Here is a 12,758-nt window from a genome sequence, read left to right as displayed (position 1 = left end):
TCCGGAAGGAGGACGGCCTTGTTCTTTGACGCATCGCATTCCGGCTTTTCCAGAAAGTCATTGCCGCGTTTCGCGTTGTGGTTTGCAGCCGCTTCATGCGTGGTCATGGCCATTGCCGTGGTGGTTTCACATCGGGTGGCCACGCAGGCACTGCAACGCCACGAGGGCCTTTTTTCGCGCCAGCAACTGCGTATGACCCTGCTGTCCGCACAGGCCATGCAGGGATATTTTTCTTCAGTTGCCGGCCATCTGCGCATTGCCCGGCCTCCCGCCCCTGTGCCGGATGAGGCGCTGTTCACTGCTCCTTCCGGCTCTCTCAGTCATCTTTTCGACAAACACCCTTCACTTGTGGCTGTGTGTTTCGGCACGCAGACCGGCGCCGATGCCGGTATATTCGTTATCCGGCCTCAGGCTTCCGCCGCATTGCGCGGTCAGGCACGTCTGTGGCTTCGGCAGGCGGTGCTGCATCCTGTCCGGTGCCCGCCGCCCGACGGCTGGTGGTTTGCCCCTGTGTTTGTAGAGCACAAGTCTGTGGTTGCCGTGCAGGTATGCACAGCGGATGCGGCGCAGGCTCCTGTGGTGGCTGTTTTTGACATGCACGGACTGGCGTTGCGCTATGCGGGGCAGCTGGGCATAGGGGACAGCGGTTCGGGTTTTGTGCTGGATGAACGGGGTACGGTCCTTTTTCATGCCGGTTCTCCTGTGGCGGGCCGCAATGTGTTTGACGGTATGCATGCCGGTTTTCCCGCGCTGGAACAGCTTGATTCCCGCATGGTGCAGGAGCCTTCCGGCGCGGGCGGCTATGAATACGCTACCCGTCGCAGCGGGGGAACGGTGCGTAAAATGGTGGCATGGAACACTGTGGAACTGCCACCGCACCGGCTTGTAGTGGGACTGGCCGCCGCCGTGCAGGACATCAACGCCGACATGTACGCCCTGAACCGTCAGCAGGGATTGCTGGCGGTTACGGCGTTTTTGTTTTTTGCCCTGATGGCGCTGTGGTTTCTGCGTGAACAGCGCACACGGGCGTTGCGTCGGTCTGCCGAACTGTACCGGCAGCTGGCCGACACAGCCTACGACATTGAGCTGTGGCATGACGCGGAAGGAAAGCTTTTGTATGTTTCTCCTTCCTGCGAACGCATTACGGGATATCCTGCTGCCGATTTTATGGCTGATGCCGGACTGCTGGAACGAGTGGTGCACCGCGAAGACCTGCCGGCTTTCAGAATGCACATGAGTGCGCCCGGTATGCTGGAAGGCGAATCGCTGGAGTACCGTCTGTTACACCGGACGGGCAAAGTACGCTGGGTTTCTGTCGTTGCCCGTGAAATATGGACATCGGACGGAATCTGTCAGGGGGTGCGTTCTTCCGTGCGTGACGTGACGGAAAGCAAGCTGATGGAAAAGGAGCTGGATTACAAATCGCAGCATGATGAGCTGACAGGGGTTGCCAACAGATCGCTGTGTCTGGCGCGCATCCGCAAAGCCATGGTGCGTACGGCTCCCAGACCGGAGGTAGGGTTTGCCGTCCTTTTTCTTGATATCGACCGCTTCAAGATTATCAACGACAGTCTGGGGCACGAACAGGGCGATATGGTGCTGGCTGAAATGGCCGAACGTCTGGTGGCGTCGGTCCGGCCCTGTGATACTGTGGCCCGTTTCGGCGGTGACGAGTTTGTCATTGTGCTGGAAGAGTTGCCCGGTCCGCGTGAAGCTGTGCGCATGGCGCGGCTGATCAAAAAGCGTTTCAAGGAGCCTTTGCTTCTTGAAGGCCATGAAATGCGCATAACATGCAGTATCGGAATGATTTTTGAGTACGGCGGCGACAGCGTCGGCGCTCAGGCTGCTGTGCGCAATGCCAATATTGCCATGTACCGCGCCAAGGCTGCGGGCCGTGACAAGCTGAAAGTCTTCCGGCCCAAGATGCTTGCCGCCGCTGCCAGCGTGATGACTCTGGAAAACGATATGCGTTCGGGGCTGCAGCGCGATGAATTTTTTATGGAATACCAGCCGGTGCAGCGTTCCGATGACGGAACTCTGACCGGATTCGAGGCACTGATCCGCTGGCGGCATCCCGATAAAGGTATCATAGGACCGGATCATTTTATTCCGCTGGCCGAGGAAAGCGGTCTTATTGTGGATATCGGGCTGAGCGCGCTGCGCAAATCATGCTGCGAAATGGCCCGCTGGTGCAGGCGCTACCCCGGCTGCGAAGAACTGTTTCTGGCGGTGAACCTTTCTGCGCGGCAGTTTTCTCAGCCCGACCTTGTGACCTGTGTAAGCGGTATATTGCAGGATTCGGGTCTCGACCCCCGTCAGCTCAAGCTGGAAATTACAGAATCCACCATCATGTCAAACGCGGAAACGGCTCTGGCCATGATGCACCGGCTGAAGCAGATCGGTGTGCAGCTGGCTATCGACGATTTCGGCACGGGATATTCTTCACTGGCGTATCTGCAGAAGCTGCCTGTGGATACCCTGAAGGTGGACAGAATGTTTGTGAGCGCCATGGAAGAACAGGCCGGATGCCTTGAAATAGTGCGCAGTATTATCGTGCTGGCCAACAGCCTGCAGTTGAATACCGTGGCGGAAGGCGTGGAAAACAGCAGACAGCTGGAGATGCTGCGTAATCTCGGCTGCTCCTACGTTCAGGGGTTTTATTTTCATAAACCGCTGCCGGTGGCCGCTGCGGAACTGTTGCTGAACGGCAGAGAACCGGCGGAAGCCGTCTGAACCAGCCATTATTGCCGTCATGCCGCGCCAGTCAGATTGTGCCGGTCAGATTGTGCCGGTGCTGCCGCGCCGGTCAGGCCGCGCTGGAGCTGCCGTTTTGCTCTGCGGCGGGACTGTCCGCACCGAAATGCTTTTCGTAATCCTTGCCCCACTGACACAGCTGCTTGAGAATGGGCATCAGGCTGTGCCCCGTTGTGGAAAGTGAATACTCCACCTTGGGAGGCACTTCCGGATAGACTTTACGTTCGATTATTCCGTCTTTTTCCAGTTCGCGCAGTTGCTGGGTAAGCATTTTCTGCGTGATATTGGGAATGGTGCGCCGCAGTTCGCCGAATCTGTGCGTGCCCCGCGTGCCCAGATGATACAGAATGATAGGTTTCCATTTGCCCCCGATCAGCTGGATGGTCAGCTCTACGGAGCAGTAATAGGTTCTGCCTGCACAGTGTTTAAGTCCGCACCCGCTCATATCGTCCTCCGTTTTTTTTTCCACTACCGGCAAAAAAGGTTTCGCGCAAGACTGCAGGGCGCTTGAAAGCCTGCATGGTTCCCTGAGGGTATGTACCTGCACAAAAGACCTGTGTTGTGTTAGTATCTGTGCATATGTGTGCGATACAGCGGCAGCCGGTTGCTGTAGTCTGCTTTTTTAAGGAGAATGATATGGAATTTAAAGATGTTGTACGTATGCGCCGCAGTGTGCGCAAGTTTACGGAGGAACCCGTGACTGAAGAGCAGCTGGCGGCGCTGCTGGAAGCCGCCATGGCTGCGCCCAGCGCAGGCAATGCACAGCCGTGGCGTTTTATCGTGGTGGACGACAAAGATACGCTGGCCGCAGTGCCCGCCATTCACCCCTATGCGGCCATGGCAGCATCGGCGCCGCTGGCCGTGCTGGTGTGCGGTGATCTTTCTGCAGAAAAATACCCCGGATTCTGGGTGCAGGACTGCGCCGCGGCAGTGCAGAATATGTTGCTGGCAGCGGTGGACGCCGGTCTGGGGGCGGTCTGGACAGGAATTTATCCTGAGCAGGAGCGCGTGCGTCAGTTCAGTGCCATGTTCGGCCTGCCCGAACATGTTGTGCCGCTGGCACTTGTTGTTGCGGGACACGCGGCAAAAACACCTGCTCCCGGTGGCCGCTTTGATGCAGCCAAAGTACGTCGCAACCGGTGGTAGATTATCCGCACAGCCTGTGCTGCGGCTTGAATAACGGCGTAAAAACATATACCTGCCATGCAGAGGCGTGCAGTTGCCCGCCCGCACCATAAAGGAGTGACGCATGAAGGTATTGGCTATAGACAAGGTGTCTCCGGATGCCACGCCGGAACGGGTCCGTGAACTGTTCATGAAAGAAGTTCATCAGACCATCAAGATGTATCTCGCAGATGTGGTCCGGGAAATTTATTTCAGGGAAGACCGTTCCGGCACGGTGATGATGCTGGAGGTGCCTTCCATGGAAGAGGCCAGAAAAATTGTGGATACGCTGCCCATGGTCCGTGACGGTCTGCTTGAATACGATCTTATCCCGCTGGGACCGTTCATGCCGCTGGCTCTGCTGGTCAGCGACGACGAACAGGCCGCCTGATACCTTAAGCTTCTGTAGCATATACAGTGATAACGCCGCGGCTGTGTGCCGCGGCGTTTTATTTTTTGGGGCAGGCGCAGCGCATTGACATATAACAGGGCCTGTACTGTTATGAATGCATGGAGGTGCATCATGCAGGAAGAACCGGCAGAAGGAGGACATTTTCCGCACAGGCAGACTGCCGCGGCGGAAATGGGCGGCTACAGGCTGGTGGATGCACAGTCGGCGCATGGCATGTTGCTGGGCGGCGAAGCGCTGTTTGTGGATGTGCGCGATGCTTTATTGTACCGGCAGGGCCACTTGCCCTCTGCTGTGTGTTTTCCGCTGCCCATGACATGGCGTGCCCGCCTGCAGCACAGATGGAAGCTGCGCAAGCTGCTGTGCACGGCAGAGTGCAGACCCGTGGTTTTTTATACCGAAGGGCCTTCGTGCCGCCGCAGCGATGTGGCAGCACGCGCGGCGGTGATAACGGGTTTTCCGGCCGTGTACCGTTTTGCGGGCGGTGTGCAGGCATGGGTGGCTGCCGGTCTGCCGCTGGAAGCCGGTACCTGTCCGCCGCCGCTGCGCAGTTTTGAAGAGCACGGCCACGACTACTGACCGGCTGCCGCGTTACAGATAGTGGGGGGGCGGGCCGTCATCGCCTGCGTCCGCATCGCGCAGCAGCGGGGCCATCTGGCGCAGTTTGATTTCCACGGCCTGCTGCAGCTTGTGCATTTCGTCCAGCTGCAACTGCTGCTGCGTCAGCGCATCATTCAGTTCGCTTATGGTTTTTTCCTGAAAATATACCGTTTCTTCCAGCTTGATAATGCGGTCTTCAAGCGTTTTTGTCATGCCTTCATCTCCGCCAGCGTCATGATGACGTTGAATTCGTTTTCAGTTACGGGCTGTACGGACAGCCTGTTGCCCTTGCGCAGCAGCGCCATGTCCTGCAGCTCGGGTACGGTTTTCAGATAAGCCAGAGGCAGCGGACTGGAAAAAGTGCGGATGTATTTCACATCCACCATGAACCAGCGGGGCGCTTCCGGCGTGGAGCGCGGGTCAAAATGGTTGTTTTCGGGATCCCACGCCGTATGGTCGGGGTAGGCTTCGCGCGATACTTCTGCCAGCCCTGCAATGGCGGGGTTTTTTCCGCTGTGGTAAAAAAGCACCTTGTCACCCGGGCGCATTTCGTCCCGCATGAAATTGCGGGCCTGATAGTTGCGTACTCCGTCCCACGGGGTGGTCTGCTCCGGAGCGTTCACCAAATCTTCCAGTGAAAAACACTCCGGTTCACTTTTCATCAGCCAGTAACGCATATTGCCTCCGGTCTGCGTCCGTCAGTTTTCAGTCAGCCGCGCAGCCAGTCTTCCAGCACGGGCGGCTGCGGGGCAAAGCCCGGCAGGGGGCTCCATTCGCAGCGGGCGGTAAGCTCTATGCCGCGCTGGATTATGGATACGGGCCTGTCGGATGAAACAACAATGACAATCATATCATCATTTGCGGCGGTAAAACGCAATGCCGAGTTGAAGCGTGCTCCTCTGGCCCTGTTTTCGCCGGGCACGGTTCTGCCGTCCAGCAAGCAGGCGAAATTATGCAGTTCGCCGGTGCCGGAGATGTGCAGAGCCCCGTCGATTTTAGAAAGCGATGTGGCCAGCCGCAGGTGGTCTTCGCAGCGCAGATCAAGCGGGGTTTGCAGGGTCTGCCCGGCCAGATTGCGCGGAATGGCGCGCAGGTCAACGGCCAGAGTGCAGCCGTGTTTGCGTTCGCGGGCGTGACGTACGATGTGCGATACAATGCGCATAAGATTGAGCTGGTGGTCTTCAGTCAGCCCGCTTTCCAGCAGGGCCTCTTCAAACTGCACCAGATTGGCCCGCCGGTTGGTGGAGTGGAACACTCCCTCTTCAAAACTGCATATCACTTCGTCGTCCAGCAGCAGAAAGCCGTGCCTGCCCTGATAATCGGCAATGATGGTACCCGGCGGCAGGGCATCGCAGCTGATGCCCACAATGGAGCGCCCGTCTGAAATCAGTGTGCGGGGCGCGCATTCCACAGCCTGAAGAAACTTGCGGCAGTGGCGCAGGTTGCGCAGCACAGGCTGCTCCATGCGTGGAAAACCTGCCATGAAGCTCATGCGGCACAGCATGGAAGGTTCCACAAACGCCAGCCGTCCGCAGGGCCATGCTCCTTCCTCCCGCGTGCATGAAATGCCCAGTATGGCGTCCAGTGTGGGGTAGACGCGCAGCTGGGTGTCGGGGCCCAGCGTGTAGTTGCGCTGGTCCACAATATAATCGCGTACGGCATGAAAAGCGTAGCTTTGCAGTACAAACGCCGAGGTGGAATTGCGCAGTGTGCCGGAAATGGCAGTATCCTGCGCCAGCTGCCCCGCGGCATGTTCAAGCCAGCGCAGGGTCGGCCCCGGAGAGCACAGGTCCGGATGCTGTTCGGTAAACCACATCTGAAAAAACGCCGAACTGCTTTGCCCGCCGAACGCCAGCAGGCCGGTAAGGCCCGGATCCGGCGCGGGTATGATGTCTCCGCTGCGCAGGCATGCAAGGGCCGGATGCGGGGTTTTCCATCCGGCTGTGGAACAGTAGAGCTCTTCCAGCCGTGGTTCGTGTCCGTTAAGAAGCTGCTGCGGATCAATGACATGCAGCGGGTCACCGGGGGCAAGAGCAAGCAGCAGGGCGACACGGCTGGGGCCGGAAAAATGGCTCAGCCCTTCGCGCAGGCCGTCTAGACTGTTGTGGATGAACAGGCTGCGGTAGGGGGACTTCACACACTGCTCCTTGCGTTGGGCTGCGGCAGGGCGGGCGGCATCAGTCCTGACCGTCTGTCTGCTGCAGCATGCTGAAAAAATATACTCCGGCCATGACGGCCTCGGCAGCGTCGTGGGCGGGCGGTCTGACCAGCGCTTTTCCGTGACGGCGGAACAATGCCGAGGCCATGGCCACGGCTGCCTGCTTGCTGTCTTTGCCGCTGCGCACCGCATGTGCGGACAGCAGTGCGCGGCGCCATGCTTCGGCACCGATGGCATGCACCTGCAGACCGGCGTGTGCTCCCTCCTGCTGCCATGCCCCGCCCGCTGCGCCGCCGCCTTCAACCAGCAGGTGCTCCAGCTGTGCATGGCGAAAAAACAGGGCGCGGGCGGCCCTGCGCATGGACCCGATGGTGGCGTAATGAAATGAACGGCACCACAGCGGGGTTCCGTGCCGGTCAAACATGGCCACACCGGCGCGCAGACCGCCATCGACGGCCAGCAGCCAGCCGGTGCCGGCGGTGTATGAGTGGTCTGTCAGTCTGTGCATGGTCTGTGTTCTGGTCATTACGTCAGGGGACACTGCTTTTTCAAGTATGAAAAAAGGATGCGCGCGTTGCGTGCATCCTTTGAGGAACGGTATCCGGTCCGGCTCAGCCCCTTCTGCGCTGCGGCCGTGAGGGGCGCGCGCTGCTGCGACCGCGGGATCTGCGGTCGTCGTCCCGCCGGGTCTGCTGTGCAGCCTGCTGTTTTCCGGCGGCATGGCGGGGGGCGTTTTTTCGCTGTTGCCCGTGCTTTTTGCCGGCAGCGCCCTGTGCCCCCCCGTGGGAGGGAATGAGTATGTGGTGCTGGCGCAGACGTTCGGCATCGGTGCGGGCGACATATATGGGGTCTCCCTGCAGGTCGATACCGGCATAGTACATGGCGGTGGCCACTGTTCCGGGCGTGGGTATGAAACACTGCACCTGCTGGGGCTGCCAGCCGCGCTGACGCAGCCAGCGGCCCAGTGTGCGCATGTCGTCGTCCGTGCAGCCGGGAAACGCACTCATAAGGTAGGGAATGACATATTGCTCTTTACCGGCTTCACGCGAGAAAGTTTCAAAAGCTTCGAGAAAGGCTTCAAAGGCGGGAAGTCCGGGCTTGCGCATGCGCTCCAGTACGTTGTCACAGATGTGTTCCGGCGCCACTTTAAGCTGGCCGCCGGTGAATTCCATGGTATAGGCGCGCAGCGCTGTGTCATCCTTCAGCGCCAGATCATACCGCACCCCGCTGGCCACGCGCACATGGCGTACTTTGTCCATGCCGCGTATGGTGCGCAGAAGGTCAATGGCGGCGGGCTGCTGAGCCTTGAATGCCTTGCACACCGAAGGGTGCATGCAGCTTTCCCTGCGGCAGCGGGCGGGGTCGGCCGCGCATGCGGCCTGCCACATGTTGGCGCTCGGTCCGCCCACATCGCTTATGGTGCCTTTCCAGTCTGCACGGCGGGTCATGGCCCGCACCTCTTCGATGACCGATTTGCGGCTGCGCGATGCAATGCGCCTGCCCTGATGGAGCGCCAGTGAACAGAATGAGCATCCGCCCCCGCAGCCGCGGTGTGTGGTGACTGAAGTCAGCATCATATCCGTTGCCGGAATGGGACTGGTGTAGGCAGGGTGCGCCGTGCGTGCAAAGGGCAGCGAGTACAGACGGTCCATTTCCTCTTCACCAAGGGGGTGGGCCGGAGCCGTAAGCAGTACCTTGCGGCCTCCCGCGGGCTGGATGGCCGGAGCGTTCATGGCGTGCACCTGCTTTTCCAGCATCACGGTAGCCTGCAGCAGCAGGTGCGGGGCTTTTTCGATGGCTTCGTGGGCGGGCAGCTCAAAAACATCGGCTTCCGCCGGAGCGTAGTCAGCGGGTACCATGCAGGCCATGCCGCGCAGGGCGGAAAAAACAGTCCACAGCGGCGGCAGTGCTCCGGTGTCCTGCTGGTGCGCATAGCCGTTTTCATCCAGAGCCACGGCCGCTTCCAGCATGGCCCGTTCGCCCATGCCGTAGATTATGGCGTCGGCTTTGCTGTCCAGCAGCAGCGGTCTGCGCAGTTTGTCCGTCCAGAAATCGTAATGTGTTATGCGCCGCAGCGAAGCCTCTATGCCTCCGAGAATTACGGGCAGACCGGGAAAGGCGCGCCGCACAAGATTGGTGTATACTATGGTCGCCCTGTTGGGGCGTGCTCCTGCTTTGCCGCCGGGGGTGTATGCATCGTCGGAGCGTTTTTTGCGAAATGCTGTATAGTGGGCCAGCATGGAATCGAGCGCTCCGGCTGTTACGCCGGCAAAAAGAGCCGGTCTGCCCATTTTTTCCAGATCGGCTGTGCTGTCCCAGGCCGGCTGGGCGGCCACGCCCACCCGGTAGCCATGCGCCACAAGCCACCGCCCCAGTATGGCTGCGGCAAAGCTGGGGTGGTCTACGTATCCGTCACCGGTTACCAGCAGAATATCTATGCCGTCCCAGCCTATGTGTTTTACATCGGCTGCGGTCATGGGTAAAAATTCGGGTTGCTCAAGGGGCGTTCGGCCCGCAGGCATGGCGGGCACAGAGGATGTATGTATGCGCATGGCGCGAATATAGGGTGCGCCCTGCCGCTGCGCAAGGCCATTGTGCGGGGTGGCGGTGCTTTCCTGCTGCAGTGTGTTGAACTGGCACCGCAAATCAGATAATAACAGGCGCAAGTGTGAGTGACTGCTTGCTTTGATCCGGTAACAATCTTTGCCGTTTTGCGGTGAAATGGATAACGCGATGGAAAATGAAGTCGAGCTGCTGAAAAAGCAGATTGTCGAACTGCAACGCGAAAATGAGATTCTGAAGTCAGGGAATGTCTTTACAGGCAGCTCCAGAGAACACGATCTTCTTCTGCGGCTTTTTGATAGCGTGAAAGAGTATGTATATGTTGCAGATATGGAAACATATGAACTGCTGTACGTTAACAGGACGCTTGAGAAAGATATCGGTCCGTGCACCGGTAAAAAGTGCTACCAGTTTTTACAGGGACTTGAAGAACCATGTCCTTTCTGTACAAACGATATAATACGTAACGATCCTGATTCATCACATATATGGGAGCTGTATAACCCTGTACTGAAGCGTTGGTACAGATGCATCGACAGGGCCATACCATGGGTGGGCAACAGGCTGGTCCGGTACGAACTGGCTCTGGATATATCAGACATCCGTACTGCGGAAGAGGAAATGCGGCGGTTCCGCATGGCGCTGGAGGCCTCGTCGGATGCGGTATACCTGACAGATCTGCGGACGGGACTCTTTGTGGATGTGAACAGCCGGGCGTACACTCAGCTTGGCTATACGCGTGAAGAAATTCTGGGCATGCGTCCGGAGGACATCAATATAGCAGTAAGCGAACACGGTCTGGAGCCGTACCTGCGTAACGTGCTTGACGGCAGGGACGAAGGGGCTGTGGAAACGTATCACCGGCACAAGGACGGCACTCTGCTGCCCGTGGAGGTGGGACTGCGCAGGCTGACCACCGTTTCCTCGGAACTGCTGGTCTCGGTGGCGCGTGATATCAGCGAACGCCGCGACGCCCAGCGCGATCTGGCCACGCGGCTCATGTACGAAAGAGTGCTTTCCACCTGTGCGCGCGAACTGCTTTCCCAGTTCAGTTCGCTTAACGCCATGCACACCACACTGGAAAGCCTGCGTGAAACGGTGGACGTGTGCCGCGTTTATATCTTTGAAAATTTTATAAATGACGACGGACAGTTGTGTTGCCGCCACCGTTTTGAGGTCTGCTCCGAGGGAGTTGCCTCGCAGTTCGGCAAATCAGAACTGGAATGCGTGCCCTATCTGCCGGCTTTCAGCCGCTGGGCGCAGACTCTGGAGCAGGGTAAGGCGCTGAGCGGGCTTGTGGATGAATTTCCGGAAGAGGAACAGCCGTTGCTGCGGGCGCAGGACATCCAGTCCATTCTTGTGCTGCCGCTGAAGGTCGGCGGGCAGTGGTGGGGTCTGATCGGGTTTGACGACACACGCACCATGCGCCGCTGGACGCAGCTGGACGAACAGCTGCTCATGACCGCGGCAGAAATCATCGCGGCTGCCATAGAGCGTAACAGAGCGCAGAAGCAGCTTGAGAAGACCTCGCGTGAAGCGGAAGCGGCCAGCAGATCAAAAAGCGAATTTCTTGCCAATATGAGCCATGAAATCCGCACACCGCTTAACGCCATCATCGGCCTTACCGAGCTTTCGCTGCAGGAGGATCTGCCCGAAGGCGTCGGGGAAAACCTCAGGGCTTCACTGTCGTCTGCCGAGGCGCTGCTGGATATTGTTAACGATATACTGGACCTTGCCCGTGTTGAGTCTGGTAAGCTGCATCTTGAGGAAGTGGAGTTCAGCCTGCCCCGTTTCCTCGGCGGGGTCATGCGCGTTATGCGGCATGAAGCCGAACGTAAGGGTCTTGATTTTTCGATGTTTCTTGGCAGGGGGTTGCCCCGCGAGCTGATGGGCGATTCCGGAAGACTGCGTCAGATTCTGGTGAATCTTATCGGCAACGCCATCAAATTCACGGAAGAAGGCGGCGTCAACGTTGCTGTGGAATGTGTTTCCTCTTCTGGTGGTTACATAGCCGGTGTACAGCGTGTACGCTTTACTGTGCAGGACACGGGCATAGGGATTCCGGAGCACCTGCACGGCATCATATTCGAAAACTTCCGTCAGGCGGACGGGTCCATAACACGCAAATATGGCGGCACAGGGCTGGGACTGACCATCAGCAGGCAGCTTGTCGAGATGATGGGCGGCAGTATTTCTCTGCGCAGTGAAGCCGGAAAGGGCAGCCGTTTTGAGGTGGAACTGCCCTTTAAAGTGGCCGAGACGCATGCGTGTGCCATCGAGGAAGGGGAAGATGTTCCTGAGATGCTGCCTTTGCGCATACTGCTGGCGGAAGATAATGCCCTGAACAGACGCACTATGATTCTGGCGTTGAAAAAACTTGGTCACCAGGCGGATGCGGTGCAGAACGGTGCTGAAGCCGTGGAAAAGGCCGCGCTGAAGCGCTATGACTGTATTTTTATGGATGTGCAGATGCCGGTGATGGACGGGCTGGATGCCACAAGGGCCATACGCGGCTTTACCCCTGATACGGCGGCAACGGCGCCGGATGTGCATATCATTGCGCTGACTGCGCATGCGCTGGCAGGTGATAAAGAGCGTTTTGTCCAGGCGGGCATGTCCTCGTACCTTTCCAAGCCTGTACGCCTGGAAGCGCTGAAAAAGCATCTTGTCCAGCTTCAGGCCGGGACCGCAGACGGCGGCGGGGCCGATGCGCCGCTTATGCCCGCCTATGATGCGCATCCTGTCATGGAACCGTACACCGGCGGCCAGCGCGAGGCCTACCGGTTCCGGCGTTTTCTTGTTACAGTGGCGGCTCTGCGCGAAAGCCTGTGGTCTGCCTTTGACCGCGGCAACTTGCTGGAACTGCACTCGCTGGCGCATACGCTGATGCACGAAGCCGACAAAATGGGCGCCCCCCGCGTATGCGTGATGGCTTCTCGGCTTGAAAGCCGTGTGCGTGATGCGAGACCGGAAGAAGTGCGCCCTATTTTTCTGCTGCTCATGGATGCCATCAACCATCTGGAGCACGAACTGCTGAAGATTTTTCCTGACGCCCGCGGAGCTGAAGGCCACCATGCCGGATGATGGCAGAGCGTCTGCAACCGATGACTC

The 12,758-nt window shown here is 58.7% G+C and carries 11 protein-coding genes; 5 read left to right on the top strand and 6 right to left on the bottom strand.

Going from position 1 to position 12,758, the window contains the following annotated elements:
• Positions 1 to 18 precede the first annotated feature (18 nt).
• The gene (locus H586_RS19900) at positions 19 to 2,733 is read left to right on the top strand and encodes a putative bifunctional diguanylate cyclase/phosphodiesterase (protein ID WP_051363863.1); all 2,715 of its coding nucleotides are present in this window, start codon (positions 19 to 21) and stop codon (positions 2,731 to 2,733) included.
• 73 nt (positions 2,734 to 2,806) lie between these two features.
• On the opposite strand, the gene H586_RS18170 is transcribed toward H586_RS19900, so the two are convergent.
• Positions 2,807 to 3,199: a winged helix-turn-helix transcriptional regulator gene (locus H586_RS18170; protein ID WP_011367329.1), complete on the bottom strand. Its 393-nt coding sequence runs from the start codon at positions 3,197 to 3,199 to the stop codon at positions 2,807 to 2,809.
• 191 nt (positions 3,200 to 3,390) lie between these two features.
• Here H586_RS18170 and H586_RS0104725 point away from each other — a divergent pair, with 191 nt between their 5' ends.
• From H586_RS0104725 to H586_RS0104715, 3 genes are all read left to right on the top strand, one after another.
• Complete coding sequence (locus H586_RS0104725) at positions 3,391 to 3,900, top strand: nitroreductase family protein (protein WP_027181469.1); 510 nt, start codon at positions 3,391 to 3,393, stop codon at positions 3,898 to 3,900.
• Between the two features lie 103 nt (positions 3,901 to 4,003).
• Positions 4,004 to 4,309, top strand: coding sequence for a YciI family protein (locus H586_RS0104720; RefSeq protein ID WP_011367331.1), 306 nt, complete (start codon positions 4,004 to 4,006; stop codon positions 4,307 to 4,309).
• Between the two features lie 132 nt (positions 4,310 to 4,441).
• A complete protein-coding gene (locus H586_RS0104715; RefSeq protein WP_027181468.1) occupies positions 4,442 to 4,906 on the top strand; it encodes a rhodanese-like domain-containing protein in 465 nt (154 codons plus the stop codon).
• 12 nt (positions 4,907 to 4,918) lie between these two features.
• Here H586_RS0104715 and H586_RS0104710 read toward each other — a convergent pair whose 3' ends face one another.
• From H586_RS0104710 to H586_RS0104690, 5 genes are all read right to left on the bottom strand, one after another.
• Positions 4,919 to 5,140: a SlyX family protein gene (locus tag H586_RS0104710; protein WP_011367333.1), complete on the bottom strand. Its 222-nt coding sequence runs from the start codon at positions 5,138 to 5,140 to the stop codon at positions 4,919 to 4,921.
• Entirely contained in the window at positions 5,137 to 5,604 is a 468-nt protein-coding gene (locus H586_RS0104705; RefSeq protein ID WP_027181467.1) for an EVE domain-containing protein, read from the bottom strand. The genes H586_RS0104710 and H586_RS0104705 overlap by 4 nt, the downstream gene beginning before the upstream one ends.
• Positions 5,605 to 5,636: 32 nt before the next feature.
• Positions 5,637 to 7,064, bottom strand: coding sequence for a DNA integrity scanning protein DisA nucleotide-binding domain protein (locus H586_RS0104700; protein WP_027181466.1), 1,428 nt, complete (start codon positions 7,062 to 7,064; stop codon positions 5,637 to 5,639).
• 40 nt (positions 7,065 to 7,104) lie between these two features.
• Positions 7,105 to 7,611, bottom strand: coding sequence for a hypothetical protein (locus tag H586_RS19895; protein ID WP_051363862.1), 507 nt, complete (start codon positions 7,609 to 7,611; stop codon positions 7,105 to 7,107).
• 85 nt (positions 7,612 to 7,696) lie between these two features.
• Positions 7,697 to 9,637 (bottom strand): YgiQ family radical SAM protein, encoded by a 1,941-nt coding sequence (locus H586_RS0104690; protein ID WP_027181465.1) that lies wholly within the window; start codon positions 9,635 to 9,637, stop codon positions 7,697 to 7,699.
• Positions 9,638 to 9,818: 181 nt separating this feature from the next.
• Here H586_RS0104690 and H586_RS18160 point away from each other — a divergent pair, with 181 nt between their 5' ends.
• Complete coding sequence (locus tag H586_RS18160; RefSeq protein WP_011367338.1) at positions 9,819 to 12,731, top strand: ATP-binding protein; 2,913 nt, start codon at positions 9,819 to 9,821, stop codon at positions 12,729 to 12,731.
• Positions 12,732 to 12,758 lie beyond the last annotated feature (27 nt).

Source organism: Oleidesulfovibrio alaskensis DSM 16109 (genome assembly GCF_000482745.1).
GTDB lineage: Bacteria > Desulfobacterota > Desulfovibrionia > Desulfovibrionales > Desulfovibrionaceae > Oleidesulfovibrio > Oleidesulfovibrio alaskensis.
The sequence above is the reverse complement of the archived record's forward strand: the minus strand, read 5'-3'. Positions and strand labels throughout refer to the sequence as shown.

Bases quoted from the DNA above. Each gene is read 5' to 3' on its own strand.
- H586_RS18170 (WP_011367329.1), bottom strand. From the start codon at position 3,199: ATGAGCGGGTGCGGACTTAAACACTGTGCAGGCAGAACCTATTACTGC.
- H586_RS0104725 (WP_027181469.1), top strand. From the start codon at position 3,391: ATGGAATTTAAAGATGTTGTACGTATGCGCCGCAGTGTGCGCAAGTTT.
- H586_RS0104720 (WP_011367331.1), top strand. From the start codon at position 4,004: ATGAAGGTATTGGCTATAGACAAGGTGTCTCCGGATGCCACGCCGGAA.
- H586_RS0104715 (WP_027181468.1), top strand. From the start codon at position 4,442: ATGCAGGAAGAACCGGCAGAAGGAGGACATTTTCCGCACAGGCAGACT.
- H586_RS0104710 (WP_011367333.1), bottom strand. From the start codon at position 5,140: ATGACAAAAACGCTTGAAGACCGCATTATCAAGCTGGAAGAAACGGTA.
- H586_RS0104705 (WP_027181467.1), bottom strand. From the start codon at position 5,604: ATGCGTTACTGGCTGATGAAAAGTGAACCGGAGTGTTTTTCACTGGAA.
- H586_RS19895 (WP_051363862.1), bottom strand. From the start codon at position 7,611: ATGACCAGAACACAGACCATGCACAGACTGACAGACCACTCATACACC.
- H586_RS0104690 (WP_027181465.1), bottom strand. From the start codon at position 9,637: ATGCGCATACATACATCCTCTGTGCCCGCCATGCCTGCGGGCCGAACG.
- H586_RS18160 (WP_011367338.1), top strand. From the start codon at position 9,819: ATGGAAAATGAAGTCGAGCTGCTGAAAAAGCAGATTGTCGAACTGCAA.